Below are 16,839 nucleotides of genomic sequence, written 5' to 3'. Positions count from 1 at the left end.
TAATTAACACTCTAGAAGAAAACTAAAAAATCACCAATGGTACTAAATAAATAGGAGGGTTAAAGTATAGAAAATAGTTAAAAAAATTAATAGACTGCGGCCTTTTTCTTTCAAAGAATACCTATACTAATTAACTCTAACAATAAAGTTTTTAACTTTACCTAAAAGTAAAGAAATAAAATTTAGAATTCCCATTACAATAGAAGTTTCTGCAAGATTAACATCTTCCTTAATTTCTTTATCTTTTAGTAAAGGAATCCAATATTTATCCATAAAACCATTTTCAAAAAATGAACTATGTCCACCAACAAAAAACCTATTCATGATTTTATTATGATGTAAACCTTTGAAACCTAGCCTCCCTCCCATACCCGCCCCTGGAACTAAAGCTTCACTGAATAATAAAGGTATATCATTTACAGCACAGTCATTAATGATTTTCACATTAATACTGTTCTGTAAAGAACAAAAATCATTATCTCTGCGAAGAACACTACCAGCAAGAACTATCAGATCTAAATTTTTTAACTTAGTTTTATCTTCGATACTCTCAATGCCTTTAATTAGTACATATGTACCAAAACTATGAGCAAAACAAACTATACGCCTGGTTCTATTCTTATCTAACCATTGTTCAAAATCAAGTTTGAACTTCTCAACTACTTTACGTCGCAAATATGGAACAAAAAATCTAGCTGTATTTGTAAATGCCACTTTAAAACATAAATGGGAAACCTTTTTATCGACATTAATAGTTCTAATCTCATTAGCTAAAGTTTCCTGCCAATTGCCAAAAGTTCTAATTCCATGAACTGTAACAATAGCAATATCTATACTATTCCTTTCAAAATTATCTCCATACTCAGAATAATATTCAATAATACCACTTATTCCACCTAGCCAAGAATAATCAGAATTAGTAGCATAACAAAACTTAAAACCACGATTATCAAACTCTTCTTCTAACTCTTTAACATTCTCTTCCAGAGCAGTAAAACCAACTACATAGCTTGGTTTTCTATATCGATTACCTCTCAATGTAGTAAGTAGATCAACCCCAGAATTATGTTTTGGTTTTTCATCTTTATTTTCTGGCAGAGACATATCAATAAAGGCAATGGAATAATTTGTATTTCTAAAAAGAGTTCTAGCCTCTTTGGTACAACAAGCTAGATCTATATTATCTTCAGGTATTTTATATTTTGAAATTAAAATTTCTTTAATTTTACTTCTGCGAAAATAATCATCATCAACGATTAGATACATATTCATAATGCTTCAATCACCATTCGTAGTTCATCTTTCCATGAATAACCAGCGTGCTCGTAATAAATACATCCAGCATATGTTTCCGGGTACTTATCTCGTACAGATTGATCAACATCTTTTAAATCAATGCTCTTATTATCATATGAAAATGAGGTGTATTGAGTTAAGAATATAAACTTCAAAGAAATATTTCTCCTTTTAATTTTTCTGGCGATATCTATTCCGCCATACACTCTAAACTCCCCTCGTAAGGAACCTGAATCATCATCGAATGTTGGTAAACTCATATCGAGAATAGCTAAATTATAGAAGCCGTCAACAATAGCCTTTAATCCAGAAGAATATGATCTAAATATATCGATAGTAACATTATTGTTTATACTTAGTAAAAACTCTTTAACCCGATCACTTTTATATTCGTTATCTTCTACAATGATTATTTTCATTATTTAATCCGGAGTAAAACCTATTGATTGCACAAATGAAAGGTTTTCTTGAGCGATACTAAATTCGGCAACGCCAAACCCATCCTTAATATTTCTATAAACTTTATATAGACCGGTCCCACCTTCAGTTATAAGTTTTTCGGTATAGTGCTCGCTATCATAATTTTCAACCTCTTTAATAATGCCATTATCAACTATTCTTTTCTTTGTTTCCTCATTAATTTCATTTTTTATGATAATACTATAACAATAATCATCCTCGATAACCTTTAAAAAAACATCTGTTTTTGCTCTATTAGCCCCATGTTTAAAGCAATTTATATAAGATGTAACTAATGCCCTAGTTAAATATAAAGACTGCTTATTACTCAACTCATTGTTATTTACAATTTCATCAATAGATAAATGCATAGTTAATACCTGCGGATCATATATCCCTTTAACACAATCAATTGATGCATTTACCACATCGATAACTCGGTATTTTTCATCCATTATTCCTTGTGGTCTTTTAAACCAACCTTCAATGTTAGCTACCTTTTCAATAATTTCATACTGTGCGGTTTTTATATTATCAATTAAATTTTGTGGGTTTGAACTTATAGGTAAAACAGCCAACCTCTCTATAAAGTCAGTACATAGTTTGTTAAAACCATCCTTGAGATTTAAATTAAACCTCTCTTTTATATTTTCAAAACATTGATCTAATTGTATCCATATGAAATTTTCGCAAGCATTAAACATTCTATTTATATCATCATCTGAAGTTGCCTCATGGCTTTTGTAGTCTATTGTTTCTTTAATAGCCAAATAAAACTCATACGTTTTATCATCATCAATAATGAAGTAAAAAGATGATTTGTCATCTTTATTACCTAGGGCTACTTCACTCCAAACAGTTACTGGTTTAGTCCAAGAGTTTGCTTTGTTTATTAATTCATCAACTCCACCACAGAACCAATCTAATTGGTTCTGTATATACTCAACATCAAGAGTTGGAAGTTTATCTAAATATGTCTTAGCCCAATATTCATTTGGTGAATATTTTCCTGATATACCTTTTTCGGTAACTAAACTCAACGATTCGAAAACACTACGCATCTGATTAGGCATGACACCATGTCTAATTTCAGAGCTTAGGTATCTAATTAAACCATAGTCATGATCCATTATAAAATCATTAATAACCTTAGAATAAAAATTACCATAAAAATATAAAATAGATACTTCAGAATTTATATCTTCATCTTCTATTAAGATAGAATTATTTATTTCCTGATCAATAGTCGAACTATCATTAATTTCTTCCTCATCATTTTCCTCATCAGGAAAATACTTGGTTAATAGATTTGTATTAAATAATGTCACCTCAGATAAATTTTCATAAAATGATTTATACTCTAAATATTTAGCTCCCTTAAGCCCCTCAGAATCAATCATTATCTTATTACTTTCATGATGCTCTTTTATATTATTAACAAGAAGGAAATTGAATATTTCTTTTTCCTCACTTTCGAGTAATTCGGATGTATAGTCAAACTTTTCATGAAGTAATGAAATTATCTTAAGTCTTTCCAACATAGTCAGCTTTGATGAATTCAACTCCAAAATACTACCTAAAATTTGTTGATTACATACTTTGTCAAAAAACATCTCATGTTCATAAATATTAGGAAGATTTGCAATTAACTCGCTAGGAACTTTAACATTATTTACTAGTAAATAATCCTCTAAGTAGTCAGCAGTCGTTTCTTTATAGCTTTTATCAAAATTTATGTAATACAAATATGAAAATATTGCCGCATTTAATTTATTTGATATATTCTCAGACTGAGAATTTATTACTTCTGCAATATAATGCGCCGGAAATAACATCATATCATTGATGTTTTTATTACATACTTTATTTATTTCTTTGATTAAAAGATCAAATTGACATAATTTAATATAAGCTATAGATTTTATTTGATTTAATTCAGCTATGGTCACGTCATGCATACTTTCAAGTTTACTCAATAAGTTATCTATTTTTATACTATCAGGTGAGTCTGACTTTATTTCACTCTCTATATATAGTCTAATTTTTCTACTATCTGACAATTCAATTGCATCAGTATTATCATGTTCAAAAGAGCTCAACTCTCTATCACTGAGCATTAGTTTCGCATTATACTTTGGAGTTATAAATGTGTAACCGCAACTCAGTAATCTACAGTATCGTCTTAATTCAATCTCATTGATAAATGGATACGCTGCATAAAACATCGCACATATACTATGTGTAAAATTTAAATTTGAGAATTTAAAGGACAATAAATCTATATTCTCTTTAACTTTTTCATAATTATTTGTACTAACATATAGCATAAATTGGCTATGAATCAATGTTTCAACTAACGTTTTTCTTTCCTTTTTATTTACTTTATCAACCGCTGAGTTAGACAGATAAAACAATGCCTTAGAGTATATATCTATCACTGACAATTCTGTAGGATATCTATTTATAAAAGCATCGCATAAATTAACAGTAGTTAAGTAATCACCTTTGGAATAAACATTAATTATACTTTTTATGTCTTCATTAATTCTTACAGTTGGCTCTGAGTTAATCAGTTTTTTTATATTAATCCATGATTGATCTTTTGAAACTTTAGACATAGAATGAATAAAATCATGATAAACACTGTCATTTAGATCACTTTTTCTACTGGATGAGATATAAGATGATATCGCTTTTTTTATTATAAATAACTTATCTATCGGATATAACTTTTGAGAAAAAATAATTACATCATCTATTTTAACTCGATTGTTTAAATTATAAGGTAACAAAATCAACAATAAAAACTCAGAAAATGAACTAAAGTTTTTGCTTTTTAATTCACTAACTGTATGATTTAATATCTGTTGCTGAAATGCTAGTGCGCCTCTGGATAAATGCTTCTGCTGTAATAATGATGATATATGGGCTAATCTATGTTTTCCTTTTATATTTATTTTTTTAACATCCTCACTAGTTTTATATTTTCCTGTAATAGCCATCCTAGCATCTAGTGACCAGATACTTCCACCATACTTTAGATCTATGAAGTCCAATAGTTTTATAGCATCATCAAATTTTTCTAGAATGACTAATTTTTCTAGTTCCTCCATATTTTTTTCAATAACATTGAAAATGTCGATATTACTTGAATAAAATCCATAAAATGAAGATAGAATAAAGTCTATTGGTACTTTTCTTTCAGGTAAAAGATCTATAAATATATCTCTTTTAAAGAAACCAAGATTTATTATCTCTCTTATCTGAACGTTTTTACTGCATGCGATAGAGAAACCTCGAACATACCGTGGTTCTATATTATCTAATGCTCGCCTCAATCGAATAAAAGCATTCCTTTTATTTTTATATTTAGGGTAGTTCCCAACAATTTTTTTAATATCTGTTAGATATTTGATTTGATTAAACATACTTCACCTAATGAGAGTGATAATTATTATCATGAATACGTATATTGTAAATTCAAAATTTTCCTTTTAACTAAAAATAGCTACCGCACAATCTTGTATGAATTGCAACAAGAAGGATCTAAATATAATTGTTTGATTACTAGTCATTTAACTTATTTTTATGTTTTTAGTCTTTTCTATTCAATCTAAAAAATTAGCAGAATACCACTATAACCAATACAATTATGTCCGCTAAACCAACTTCTTAGCCAAATCCTCTGCCCTAGGATGATAGTATCTCATCAGCATTCTAGGGTCTTTGTGGCCAGTTATTTTTGTGAGTTCGTGCATGGGAAAGATTTCAGCCAAGCGTGATGTGGCTTCATGGCGTAAATCGTGGAATCGCAAATCCAGTAAATAATTTGAGTTGGCTTTCTTTCCTGAAACAGAACATTCTTGCTCATACAGTTTACGAGCACGCTTTCTGGCTCTATCAAATGCACAGCTTATTGCGTCAACTCGGGCTTTAAATACACGATCATCAGTTGAATTCTCGTCCTCTTCCCTGGCTTCCGCGATAACCTTTAGTTTTTCTAATGCTGCCACCGCCTTTGAAGAAAGCGGTACATCACGCGAATCGCCATTTTTCGTCTTGGGCAAGTGAGCGACACGCAGCTTTAAATCCACATATTTCCAGCGTAAGCCAACAATTTCACCACGTCGCATAGCCGTTTCCAACGCTAAGCAAACCGCTGATGGCAATATCGGAGATTGAGTATTGGTAATAATCCGCTCGATTTCGTCCTGAGCGCTGTTTCTTAGCGTTTTAACCTCATTATCTGATTCGTCTATGGCTGGTACAGCCTCAACCGCTATACGCCGTGTACGGGCATTATCCGGCTGGGGTTTGCGGATCAGGTCAACAGGATTAATCAGGCTTTCCATTCCCCACTCTTTGCGGGAAATATTAAATAAGTGGGAAAGCAGAGATAAGCGGCGTAACACCGTGGCCGGCGCATAGTCTTTTAGCCATTCGTCTCTTAATTTGGCGACATCGGCACTACGAATACTGGCCATATAACATCTGGCTAATGGTTGCCGTTTAAAGATACGGATAATAGACCTATCTTGCACCGCTCCCTTTTTGTTGGCGACAATTTCATTTTCATAACGCGCAAGCGAGTCATATAGTGTTGTCGATTCCGATTCGCTACGACTAAGCCACACGCCGCGAGCCATTTCCGACTCAACCATTTTTGCCCAAGCATCAGCCTCGGCTTTGGTATTAAACGTTTTAGTTTGTGACGGGAAGCCACGTTTACGGATTTGAGTTTCCCATTGATAGGCACCACGCTTGCGGATCGTCGCCATTCTGCACTCTTTTATTTCTAACTGTGGCAAGAGTGTGGCAAAAAAGAATTTATTTATCTATGCGCATGGATAAGTTATGGCAAATAAGGTCGATTTGAGGAGAGAAAAACAGCAGAAAACAAAAAATTGGCGGCTAAAAATTTTTGAGATAACGGCCAAAATCACCTTATCTGTTGCTCGGTCATTTCGGCCAGTGGCGCTATTGAATCAGAAGTGAATTAAAAATTAAATATCTTTTAAATTCAACAAACTAAACCCTCAATACTCCTGATCCACAATCAGCCGCTTGCCCAGCATGATGCTGTCTTGCGTCTCGTAATCCAGCTTTTCATACATGCCGATGACTGCGTCATTGTCTTCGCGCACCATGATATTCAGCTTTGGGCAGCCACGAGCAATTAATTTCTTTTCTAACCGGCTGATCAGCGCATTGGCAAAGCCACGGCCGCGAAAATCGGGATGAACCCCCAGATAATATGCAGATCCACGGTGGCCGTCATAACCGCCCATTACTGAGCCGACAATCGCACCGCTGACTTCTGCCACTAAAAATAATTCGGGGTCATGATTCAACTTACGTTCAATATCCATTTCCGGATCATTCCAAGGTCGCAGCAAGTCGCAATGCTCCCACAGCAGAATCACTTCTTCAAAATCGCCTTGCTGAAATACGCGGATTTCCATCGATATTCGCACCCTTGAGTAAAATGGATATGCTGATCATTGTGCAATATTATATCACGCAATAATAAAGTGATATTTCCCATAGCGATAGTGCGTAATGATATTTGATAAGAAGCAGATAAATCTTGCACAGCGCTCTGCTGAATAAGCACTAATCCACACCGAGAGTACAACAATGACGGCAAATCGGGGTATACTTAGCCCCTGAAAATTGCCAGGTAACAAGAACCCTTCTGATGAATTTACTCGATATAGCCCAAATCAAAACCTATCTGCTCGATTTGCAGGATAGAATATGCTCTGCATTGGCTCAAGCTGATGGCAGTGCCGAGTTCACAGAAGAAAACTGGGTTCGTGAAGAAGGCGGCGGTGGCCGTAGTCGGGTATTAGTCAAAGGGGCGATATTCGAGCAGGCGGGTGTAAACTTTTCGCATGTATCAGGCGCGACACTACCTGCATCCGCCACCGCACATCGTCCTGAACTGGCTGGCCGCAGTTTTCAAGCGCTGGGCGTGTCGCTCGTTATTCATCCGCTCAGCCCTTATCTGCCCACCAGCCATGCTAATGTGCGTTTTTTTATTGCTGAAAAACCCGGCGAAGATCCCGTGTGGTGGTTTGGTGGTGGCTTTGATTTAACACCCTTTTATGGTTTTGAAGAAGATGCGATTCACTGGCATCAAACCGCCCATAAGTTGTGCCAGCCATTTGGTGAGCAAATCTACCCTCGTTATAAGAAATGGTGCGATGACTATTTCTACATTAAGCACCGCAATGAAGCTCGTGGTATTGGCGGCCTATTTTTCGATGATTTGAACAGCCCAGATTTTGATACCTGTTTTAACTTTACTCAGGCGGTTGGCAATGGTTTTCTTGATGCTTATATGCCGATTGTTGCGCGGCGCAAAACCCTGAGTTGGGGGGAGCGCGAGCGCGAATTCCAACTTTATCGTCGGGGCCGTTATGTCGAATTTAATCTGGTTTGGGATCGTGGCACATTATTCGGTCTGCAAACCGGCGGCCGCACAGAATCTATTTTAATGTCTCTGCCACCACTGGTTCGCTGGGAATATAATTATCAACCGGCGACAGACAGCGCTGAAGCGGCACTGTACCGCGATTTTCTGCCAGTAAAAGACTGGCTGGCCGCAGGAGAACACGACTGATGCAAATTTGGGTTGATGCGGACGCCTGTCCGAATGTCATTAAGGAAGTGTTATTTCGTGCCGCAGACCGCACCGGTGTGATGGTTACACTGGTGGCAAATCAGCCACTAAAAACACCGCCCTCAAAGTTTATCCGTACATTACAGGTAGCATCCGGCTTTGATGTTGCCGATAACGAAATCGTGCAGCGCGTCGAAAAAAATGACCTGGTCATTACCGCCGATATTCCGCTGGCGGCTGAGGTAATTGAGAAAGGGGGAATTGCGCTAAACCCTCGTGGCGAGCGCTATACCCCAGACACTATTCGTGAGCGGCTGAATATGCGTGACTTTATGGACACCATGCGCGCCAGTGGTATTCAAACCGGTGGCCCCAATACCTTGAATCAGCGCGACCGCCAGCAATTTGCCAATGAGCTGGATAAGTGGCTACAACAAGCCAGTAAAAACCGCCGCAATCCCCTTAGCACTTAAAGCTGCGGGGTTGTTAGCTGCGCACACTCACCCGAATCATATACAAATGTAAGTGATTCGGGGTTTGCTTGCTGACTGCCCAAGCGCAAGAGTATTTACAGTGGCTGGGTTTGCGCCTCGACCACTGCTAATGCCACCATATTCACGATACGACGCACAGAAGCAATTGGCGTCAGAATATGTACCGGTTTCGCCACCCCCATCAGCACTGGCCCTACCGTCACGCCCTCAGAAGAAGTCACGCGCAGCAAGTTATAACTGATTCGTGCGGCTTCCATATTCGGCATAATCAGTACGTTTGCGGCTCCTTTCAGTGGGCTGTCTGGCATCAGGTTATGGCGGATACTTTCCACCAGCGCTGCATCGCCGTGCATTTCGCCGTCAATCTCCAGCTCAGGTGCCATCTGATTCACCAGCTCAAGTGTACGGCGCATTTTACGGGCAGCCGGGCAATTCGATGTCCCGAAACTCGAATGAGATAGCAACGCCACTTTGGGTTCGATACCAAAACGGCGCACAGTTTCAGCGGCCATCAACGTAATCTCGGCCAGTTGCTCCGGCGTTGGATCGTCATTGACATAAGTATCGGCAATGAAAGTGTTACCGGTTGGCAGCAACAGCGCATTCATTGCACCAGCCACATGCGCGCCGTCACGGAAACCAAAGACTTTTTCGACGACATCATAATGCTCATGATAGGTGCCAATCGTGCCACAAATCATGGCATCAGCCTCTCCCCGATGGACCATAATGGAGCCAATCAGTGTTGGGTTACCAATGACGGCACGGCGCGCTTGTTCCTGTGAGACGCCACGGCGTTTCATTATTTGATAGTATTCGTGCCAATATTCATTAAAACGCGGGTCAGATTCATTATTGACCACTTCGAAATCTTTTCCGGCCGTAATTTGCAGACCCAATTTTTTCAGTCGAGTCTCAATGACACTTGGGCGACCAATCAAGATTGGATATGCCAGCCCCTGAGAAACAAGCTCCTGAGTTGCATGTAATACTCGCTCCTCTTCCCCTTCCGCCAAGACTACCCGCTTCATCTCTTTTTTCGCCTGCGAGAAAATCGGCTTCATAAACAGGTTGGTTTTGTAGACAAATTCCGTCAGTTTCTCTACGTAGGCACTAAAGTCGGTGATTGGGCGAGTTGCCACACCGGAGTCCATCGCCGCTTTCGCCACCGCCGGTGCAATTTTCACAATCAACCGTGGGTCGAATGGTTTAGGAATGATGTATTCAGGGCCAAAGGAAAGGTCTTGTTCACCATAGGCAGATGCCACCACATCACTCTGCTCAGCCAGTGCCAAATCTGCAATCGCATGCACACAAGCCAGTTTCATTTCTTCGTTAATGGTGGTCGCGCCCACGTCTAATGCGCCCCGGAAGATAAACGGGAAGCACAGCACGTTGTTGACCTGATTCGGGTAATCCGAGCGGCCAGTACAGATAATCGCATCTGGGCGCGCCGCTTTTGCCAATGGCGGTAAAATTTCAGGTTCCGGGTTCGCCAGCGCCAAAATGAGTGGGCTAGGGGCCATAGTTTTCACCATGTCTGGTGTGAGAACGCCAGGGCCGGAGCAGCCGAGGAAAATATCCGCACCTGGCATTGCATCGCCTAACGTGCGCTGGCCGTTGTCTTCAATCGCATAAGCCGCTTTGGTTTCGGCCATATTGGCTTCACGACCCTGATAAATCACTCCCTTGGAATCACACACCGTAATATTGTGATGTTTTAATCCCAGAGCAACTAATAAGTTCAGGCAAGCAATGGAAGCAGCACCCGCCCCTGAGACCACCAACTTCACATCGCTAATATCTTTCTTCACGACCCGCAAGCCATTGAGCACCGCAGCGGTGCAGATAATCGCCGTACCATGTTGATCATCATGGAATACCGGGATCTTCATGCGCTCACGTAATTTCTGCTCAATATAGAAGCACTCAGGTGCTTTGATATCTTCCAGGTTGATGCCGCCGAATGTGGGTTCCAGCGAAGCAATAATATCAATCAGTTTATCGGGGTCGTGTTCATCGATTTCAATATCAAATACATCAATACCGGAAAACTTCTTAAACAAAACTCCCTTCCCTTCCATTACCGGCTTACCCGCTAATGCTCCAATATTACCCAGCCCCAGTACCGCAGTGCCGTTCGAAATAACCGCAACCAGGTTGCCGCGTGCCGTATATTTATAAGCCGCCAATGGATCAGCAGCAATCTCCAGACACGGAGCAGCAACACCAGGAGAATAAGCCAGCGCCAAGTCCCGTTGGGTGGCTAGCGGTTTGGTTGGCGATACCTGAATTTTCCCTGGAGTAGGATATTGGTGAAAATCAAGTGCGCTCTGTTTCAATTGTTCGTCCATTGTAGGTTCCCTTTGCTTTTATGCTTTGAGGTGGTATGACCAATAACAGAACCAGTATAGTGAGAGAATTATCACAATCTATGAAGCAGGGCATACTCTGCGTAACATTTTTGCATCAACAGAAGAATTTACTTATCAATCAGAAGGGATTATCAACATTCAGGGGATCAATGCCGCGAGATCACGGCAACAGAAGAGTGCAGCGCACTGGATAAGAAGAATATTAATTTAATAAGCCGTGGATTTGGGCGTATTGCAGCAGCATGATGGTTTTGCCATCTTTAATTCGGCCATCGGCCATCATGGCAATAGTTTCAGTGAATGGTAATTCAACCACCTCAATCACCTCGTCTTCTACCCCGACGTTATCAGTGATTTTCTGATCCGAATGATATTCAGCCGCAAAGAAATGGATAATTTCAGTGACGCCACCCGGTGACATATAGGCTTCAAACAATTTTTGTACACTATCAACCTGATAACCGGTCTCTTCCATGGCTTCACGGCGAATACATTCTTCGGGGGAGTCGTTATCCAGTAATCCGGCGCAAGCTTCCAGTAACATACCGTCAGGATTGCCATTGACGTATGTTGGCATGCGAAATTGATTAGTCAGCACCACAGTGCCATTGGAGCGGTTATATAACAGAATAGTCGCGCCATTGCCGCGATCATACACTTCGCGAATCTGTTGTACTGGAGTTCCATTATCGGTGACTAAATCAAAGGTATATTTATGTAGTTTGAACCAGTTTTTAGATAACAATTCACTCTGAATATTTTCAATTTTGACTGACATAACACCTTCTTTAATCCCAAAAACACCCTAAAACTTTATTTGCTAAGCTAACGCTAGTCCCGATGCATTTGCAATAGAAATAAGTGTCATAAAAATGCCCCGATAACGGGGCATTTAAGATGAAATATTGGAAACGTTGCTATCAGAAACCGGTCGGTACATCCTTCATATCTGGCAACTTATGGGCGATGCCTTTGTGGCAATCGATACAAGTTTTCCCCGCCTCAATGGCTTTACTGTGCATTTTTGCTGCTACCGTTTTCTGCGCGGTAAAGTCCATATTGTCGAAGTTATGGCAGTTGCGGCACTCTTGCGAGTTATTGGCTTTCATCCGCGCCCACTCATTTTCGGCCATGGTCAGGCGGTGGGCCTCAAACTTCTGCGGCGTATCAATCAAACCAAAGGCCTTGGCATACAACTCCTTACTGGCTTTGATTTTACGCACCATTTTCGGCCCCCATTCATGGGGCACATGGCAATCCGGACAGGTTGCCTTCACACCACTGCGGTTGCTGTAGTGGATGGTTCCCATATATTCCTGATAAACGTTGTCTTTCATTTCATGGCAGCTAATACAGAATTTCTCAGTATTCGCCATTTCCATGCCGGTATTAAAACCGCCCCAGAAAATGATGCCACTGACAAAGCCAATCAGCAGTAACGTCCCGAGCGCCAGTCGGCTAGGCCGACGCCACCACTGCCATAATCGTTTGATAATGCCGGGCTTTTTAGTCTCATTCATTGTTTGATCTCACAATAGCCATCTCGCTTATTGACCAAAACCAGGGGCTGGCTGGAAGCTATTACCGACAATCGGCGCTGCATCAGTTTGTGGCACATGGCATTGCAAGCAGAAGTAGCGGCGTGGCGAAACTTCACTCGATACTTTGCCATCGCGGTCAATAAAGTGAGTCGGACTAACACGCGGCGCACCTGTCGTCCGATAATGTTCAACGCCATGACATTGCAAGCAGCGGTTAGTATTTTTGCTGATTTGATAACCATCCACACTGTGTGGAACCATGGGTGGCTGGTTAACATAGTTCAGTGCCATCCGCTGTTGCTGTTTTGGCATTTTCACCGTCCCTTCAGCCGTCGCAGAGACTTCCGGTGATTGGCTTAAATCCATCTCGACATTGCTGGCGGCATTAACGCCCCCCGCCATCACCAATACCGCCAGTAGCGATATCACAGATATTACCCGGCGATTGAATACGTGAAACATCGTGTTATTCATTATTTTCTCCTGAGAACACCGTACTTCCTGAACTACGCGACGACCCGAGCCAATTTCACTGCACATTTCTTAAAGTCAGTTTCTTTGGATAACGGGTCAGTGGCATCCAGCGTCAGGTTATTCACCAACTGGGCGGCATCAAAGAACGGCATATACACCAGCCCTTGTGGCGGACGGTTACGGCCGCGGGTTTCGACCAGCGAAATCACTTCACCACGGCGTGAAATCACTTTCACTTTGTCACCGCGCCGTAAGTCACGGGCTTTAGCATCCAGCGGGTGAATAAATAGCACCGCTTCTGGGAAAGCACGATGTAACTCAGGCACCCGACGGGTCATTGAGCCGGTATGCCAATGCTCCAGCACACGGCCAGTGGAGAGCCACAGGTCATACTCTTGGTCCGGGCTTTCAGCCGCAGGTTCGTAAGGCAGTGCGAATATCACAGCTTTACCATCCGGTTTGCCGTAAAAACGGACGTCGTCGCCTTTCGGGACGAAGGGATCAAAGCCTTCGCGGTAACGCCAGAGGGTTTCTTTGCCATTGACTACCGGCCAGCGCAGCCCGCGTTCCTGATGGTAGCGGTCAAACGGGGCTAAATCGTGACCATGACCACGGCCAAAATCGGCATATTCTTCAAACAGCCCTTTTTGCAGATAGAAACCAAAATCACGCGCTTCATCATTCAATTGGTCAGCAGGGATTTCACTCAGCGGGTATTTATTCACAACATTGTTGGCAAACAGCACGTCATACAGCGTTTTACCGCGATACTCCGGTTTCTTGTTAATCAGCTCATCAGGCCACACTTCTTCAACTTTGAAGCGCTTGGCGAACTCGACCATCTGCCATAAGTCAGATTTTGCCTCGCCCGGTGCAGGCACTTGTTGACGCCAGAATTGGGTACGGCGCTCAGCATTCCCGTAAGCCCCCTCTTTCTCAACCCACATCGCGGTCGGCAAGATAAGGTCAGCGGCCAGAGCACTCACTGTTGGGTAAGGGTCTGAAACAACAATAAAATTACGCGGATCACGCCAACCCGGCATGCGCTCTTCATTGATATTTGGCCCGGCCTGCATGTTGTTATTACACATCACCCAGTAGGCGTTGAGAGTGCCATCTTTCAATGCGCGGTCTTGTGCTACTGCATGTAAACCGACTTTTTCCGGAATAGTGCCCGCAGGTAACTGCCATTTGGTTTCAGCAATCTGGCGATGTTTTTCGTTGGTCACCACCATGTCTGCTGGCAGGCGGTGGGAGAAAGTCCCGACTTCACGCGCAGTGCCGCAAGCGGAAGGCTGGCCGGTCAAGGAGAAAGGCCCAGAACCCGGTTTAGAAATCTTGCCGGTTAACAGGTGCAGGTTGTAGCACATGTTATTGGCCCAAACGCCACGAGTATGCTGGTTAAAGCCCATCGTCCAGTAAGACACCAGTTTCACTTTCGGGTCAGCATACAACTGCGCCAGTGATTCTAATTGATCTTCCGGCACGCCACTCATCTTGGCGGCTTTTTCCAGTGTGTATTCAGCAACAAAGGTTTTAAAATCATCAAAGCTCATCGGCTCAGATGCATCACTACCTGGGTTTTTGGCCGCTTTTTCCAAGGGGTGTGTTGGCCGTAAACCATAGCCGATGTCGGTAGCACCGCGACGGAAATTCACATGACGGTCGAGGAAGCCCTGATCAACAGCATTATTTTGAATAATATAATTGGCGATATAATTCATAATCACCAGATCGGTCTGAGGGGTAAAGACCATCGGGTTATCGGCCAGTTCAAAGCTGCGATGTTCAAAAGTAGACAGTACGGCGATCCTGACATTGTCATTTGTCAGACGTCGGCTGGTCATACGCGACCATAACACTGGGTGCATTTCCGCCATATTGGAGCCCCAGAGCACGAAAGCATCTGCCTCTTCAATATCATCGTAGCAACCCATTGGCTCATCCATACCAAAGGTACGCATAAAGCCCACTACGGAAGACGCCATACAGTGACGGGCATTGGGGTCAAGGTTGTTGGAGCGGAAGCCGGCTTTCAGCAATTTCGATGCAGCATAACCTTCCCACACGGTCCATTGGCCGGAGCCGAACATGCCCACAGCCGTCGGGCCTTTTTCTTTTAGTGCATTTTTAAATTTCAGCTCCATGATATCAAAGGCTTTTTCCCAAGTTACCGGGGTGAAATCGCCTTCTTTATCATATTGACCATCTTTCATGCGCAGCAATGGCTGAGTCAGGCGGTCTTTCCCATACATGATTTTAGGCAGGAAATAGCCTTTCACGCAGTTCAGCCCACGGTTGACCGGTGAATCCGGGTCACCTTGAGATGCCACGATACGGCCATTTTGCGTGCCGACCAAGACACCGCAGCCAGTACCACAGAATCGGCAAGGTGCTTTATCCCATTTGATTGCATTTGTTGTCTCACCTGTAACCGCCTTGGCGACTGTAGGTATGGTCAATCCGGCTGCGGCAGCCGCTGCAACTGCGGCATTGGCCTTCATAAAATCCCGGCGACTGAGTTTCATGGTATTTCCTCACCTTGCTGATCCTGCTGGTGATAAACCAGCGATACAGCCAGCACGCCATCCAGATTTCGTGCTGACTCAATATAATTCAGGAGTACGTCTGAGCGCGCTGCCTGCATAACCACCACCAATTTTCCCAGAGCGACATCACTGGTAGGTATTTCTGTCCCCGGAATCGCCAGCAGACTGTCGGTTAGCTGCGCTATTCGCGCGGGCTTGGCTTGTAATACCAATCCACAGACATGCCATTCTTTATCGTCCATCTTGACTCCGGGTAAGGGTGACTGCCTGGACTGGGCAACTGGGTACGCAGGCACCACAGCCGGTACAGGCAGGAAGGTCTAATTCAGGTTGAGCAATGCCATTCAGCCGTGGACGGAATTTAATCGCCCGCGTTTCACAACTATCCTGACAACTGCGGCATTCAATATTGTGAAAAGATAAACAGCGGTCTGATATGTTGACTTTAAGCGACCATGCCGGCAGCGCCGTTGAAATGAAAACGCCTGCTTTACATGCTTGCACACAGGCTTGGCAGAAACTGCACTCGGCGCGCTGAAAATCTATTTCGGGGAATCCGCCAGCACCGGCAACCAACACGCCAGTTTCACAAGCGGCAATACAATCATGACAACGGGTACAGCCCGTAATAAAATCATTTTCAATTACCGACCAAGGCGGCCGGGTAACCGAGGATTGCTGTTTACCCGCTTGCCAAAAACCAGTCAGCAATTTACGCCGTGATAAATCAGTCATGCTGATATCCTTAACATCTACTGGCGCGCCCGCGTGTACGTTAGAAATTGTTTATTTAAAGCTCAGTGGGTTACATTAAACTATTTGATAATAATTCTTATTTGTATTAATAGAAGAATTCCCCAGTGTTTGGGTATTAAATACAGAATAATGAGTAATAAAATAATTACTCTTTAGGGTTAATCGCTAGTAGATATTGAGCAAGATCAATTAATTTAGTGGTTATTTGCGCAATTTGTCACTGTTAAATCTATTTGCGTTATTACATTTTTTATATAACGATTTGTTTAA

At 42.0% G+C, this 16,839-nt stretch carries 14 protein-coding genes; 2 read left to right on the top strand and 12 right to left on the bottom strand.

Annotated features, from left to right (window positions below; genetic code table 11):
• Positions 1-126 precede the first annotated feature (126 nt).
• From F0T03_RS06180 to F0T03_RS06160, 5 genes are all read right to left on the bottom strand, one after another.
• The gene (locus F0T03_RS06180; RefSeq protein WP_159677465.1) at positions 127-1,272 is read right to left on the bottom strand and encodes a response regulator; all 1,146 of its coding nucleotides are present in this window, start codon (positions 1,270-1,272) and stop codon (positions 127-129) included.
• Positions 1,269-1,715: a response regulator gene (locus F0T03_RS06175; protein ID WP_159677464.1), complete on the bottom strand. Its 447-nt coding sequence runs from the start codon at positions 1,713-1,715 to the stop codon at positions 1,269-1,271. The genes F0T03_RS06180 and F0T03_RS06175 overlap by 4 nt, the downstream gene beginning before the upstream one ends.
• A 3-nt stretch (positions 1,716-1,718) precedes the next feature.
• Positions 1,719-5,183, bottom strand: a complete 3,465-nt coding sequence (locus tag F0T03_RS06170) for a hypothetical protein (protein WP_159677463.1) — start codon at positions 5,181-5,183, stop codon at positions 1,719-1,721.
• Between the two features lie 231 nt (positions 5,184-5,414).
• Positions 5,415-6,533, bottom strand: coding sequence for a site-specific integrase (locus tag F0T03_RS06165; RefSeq protein ID WP_159677462.1), 1,119 nt, complete (start codon positions 6,531-6,533; stop codon positions 5,415-5,417).
• A gap of 258 nt (positions 6,534-6,791) precedes the next feature.
• Positions 6,792-7,217 carry a GNAT family acetyltransferase gene (locus tag F0T03_RS06160; RefSeq protein ID WP_004392525.1) on the bottom strand — a complete coding sequence of 142 codons (426 nt, stop codon included), beginning with the start codon at positions 7,215-7,217 and terminating at the stop codon, positions 6,792-6,794.
• A 236-nt stretch (positions 7,218-7,453) separates the two neighbouring features.
• Between F0T03_RS06160 and hemF the strand changes: the two genes are divergently transcribed.
• Both hemF and F0T03_RS06150 read left to right on the top strand, forming a co-directional pair.
• Positions 7,454-8,380, top strand: coding sequence for an oxygen-dependent coproporphyrinogen oxidase (gene hemF, locus F0T03_RS06155; RefSeq protein WP_145553920.1), 927 nt, complete (start codon positions 7,454-7,456; stop codon positions 8,378-8,380).
• Positions 8,380-8,853, top strand: a complete 474-nt coding sequence (locus F0T03_RS06150; protein WP_159677461.1) for a YaiI/YqxD family protein — start codon at positions 8,380-8,382, stop codon at positions 8,851-8,853. The genes hemF and F0T03_RS06150 overlap by 1 nt, the downstream gene beginning before the upstream one ends.
• A gap of 95 nt (positions 8,854-8,948) precedes the next feature.
• On the opposite strand, the gene maeB is transcribed toward F0T03_RS06150, so the two are convergent.
• The 7 genes from maeB to napF all read right to left on the bottom strand — a co-directional run bounded on the left by maeB (position 8,949) and on the right by napF (position 16,548).
• Positions 8,949-11,228, bottom strand: a complete 2,280-nt coding sequence (gene maeB / locus F0T03_RS06145; protein WP_145553916.1) for an NADP-dependent oxaloacetate-decarboxylating malate dehydrogenase — start codon at positions 11,226-11,228, stop codon at positions 8,949-8,951.
• Between the two features lie 223 nt (positions 11,229-11,451).
• On the bottom strand, positions 11,452-12,027 hold the full coding sequence (gene nudK, locus F0T03_RS06140; RefSeq protein WP_159677460.1) for a GDP-mannose pyrophosphatase NudK: 576 nt from the start codon (positions 12,025-12,027) through the stop codon (positions 11,452-11,454).
• Positions 12,028-12,169: 142 nt separating this feature from the next.
• Entirely contained in the window at positions 12,170-12,769 is a 600-nt protein-coding gene (gene napC, locus F0T03_RS06135; protein WP_145553912.1) for a cytochrome c-type protein NapC, read from the bottom strand.
• 27 nt (positions 12,770-12,796) lie between these two features.
• Positions 12,797-13,264, bottom strand: a complete 468-nt coding sequence (napB, locus tag F0T03_RS06130; protein ID WP_162526893.1) for a nitrate reductase cytochrome c-type subunit — start codon at positions 13,262-13,264, stop codon at positions 12,797-12,799.
• Positions 13,265-13,296: 32 nt separating this feature from the next.
• Positions 13,297-15,792, bottom strand: a complete 2,496-nt coding sequence (gene napA / locus F0T03_RS06125; protein WP_159677459.1) for a nitrate reductase catalytic subunit NapA — start codon at positions 15,790-15,792, stop codon at positions 13,297-13,299.
• Positions 15,789-16,055: a chaperone NapD gene (gene napD / locus F0T03_RS06120; RefSeq protein WP_145553908.1), complete on the bottom strand. Its 267-nt coding sequence runs from the start codon at positions 16,053-16,055 to the stop codon at positions 15,789-15,791. Before napD ends, napA begins: the two co-directional genes overlap by 4 nt.
• Positions 16,045-16,548, bottom strand: a complete 504-nt coding sequence (gene napF, locus F0T03_RS06115) for a ferredoxin-type protein NapF (RefSeq protein ID WP_145553906.1) — start codon at positions 16,546-16,548, stop codon at positions 16,045-16,047. The genes napD and napF overlap by 11 nt, the downstream gene beginning before the upstream one ends.
• Between the last annotated feature and the right edge of the window lie 291 nt (positions 16,549-16,839).

Source organism: Yersinia canariae (assembly GCF_009831415.1).
Classification (GTDB): Bacteria; Pseudomonadota; Gammaproteobacteria; order Enterobacterales; family Enterobacteriaceae; genus Yersinia; species Yersinia canariae.
This window is presented reverse-complemented; position numbering and strand designations above follow the sequence as displayed.

What these genes read in the sequence shown, in the direction of transcription:
- nudK (WP_159677460.1), bottom strand. Translation starts at nt 12,027, where the DNA reads ATGTCAGTCAAAATTGAAAATATTCAGAGTGAATTGTTATCTAAAAAC.
- F0T03_RS06180 (WP_159677465.1), bottom strand. Translation starts at nt 1,272, where the DNA reads ATGAATATGTATCTAATCGTTGATGATGATTATTTTCGCAGAAGTAAA.
- F0T03_RS06165 (WP_159677462.1), bottom strand. Translation starts at nt 6,533, where the DNA reads ATGGCGACGATCCGCAAGCGTGGTGCCTATCAATGGGAAACTCAAATC.
- napB (WP_162526893.1), bottom strand. Translation starts at nt 13,264, where the DNA reads ATGAATAACACGATGTTTCACGTATTCAATCGCCGGGTAATATCTGTG.
- F0T03_RS06160 (WP_004392525.1), bottom strand. Translation starts at nt 7,217, where the DNA reads ATGGAAATCCGCGTATTTCAGCAAGGCGATTTTGAAGAAGTGATTCTG.
- napC (WP_145553912.1), bottom strand. Translation starts at nt 12,769, where the DNA reads ATGAATGAGACTAAAAAGCCCGGCATTATCAAACGATTATGGCAGTGG.
- napA (WP_159677459.1), bottom strand. Translation starts at nt 15,792, where the DNA reads ATGAAACTCAGTCGCCGGGATTTTATGAAGGCCAATGCCGCAGTTGCA.
- maeB (WP_145553916.1), bottom strand. Translation starts at nt 11,228, where the DNA reads ATGGACGAACAATTGAAACAGAGCGCACTTGATTTTCACCAATATCCT.
- napF (WP_145553906.1), bottom strand. Translation starts at nt 16,548, where the DNA reads ATGACTGATTTATCACGGCGTAAATTGCTGACTGGTTTTTGGCAAGCG.
- hemF (WP_145553920.1), top strand. Translation starts at nt 7,454, where the DNA reads ATGAATTTACTCGATATAGCCCAAATCAAAACCTATCTGCTCGATTTG.
- F0T03_RS06150 (WP_159677461.1), top strand. Translation starts at nt 8,380, where the DNA reads ATGCAAATTTGGGTTGATGCGGACGCCTGTCCGAATGTCATTAAGGAA.
- F0T03_RS06170 (WP_159677463.1), bottom strand. Translation starts at nt 5,183, where the DNA reads ATGTTTAATCAAATCAAATATCTAACAGATATTAAAAAAATTGTTGGG.
- F0T03_RS06175 (WP_159677464.1), bottom strand. Translation starts at nt 1,715, where the DNA reads ATGAAAATAATCATTGTAGAAGATAACGAATATAAAAGTGATCGGGTT.
- napD (WP_145553908.1), bottom strand. Translation starts at nt 16,055, where the DNA reads ATGGACGATAAAGAATGGCATGTCTGTGGATTGGTATTACAAGCCAAG.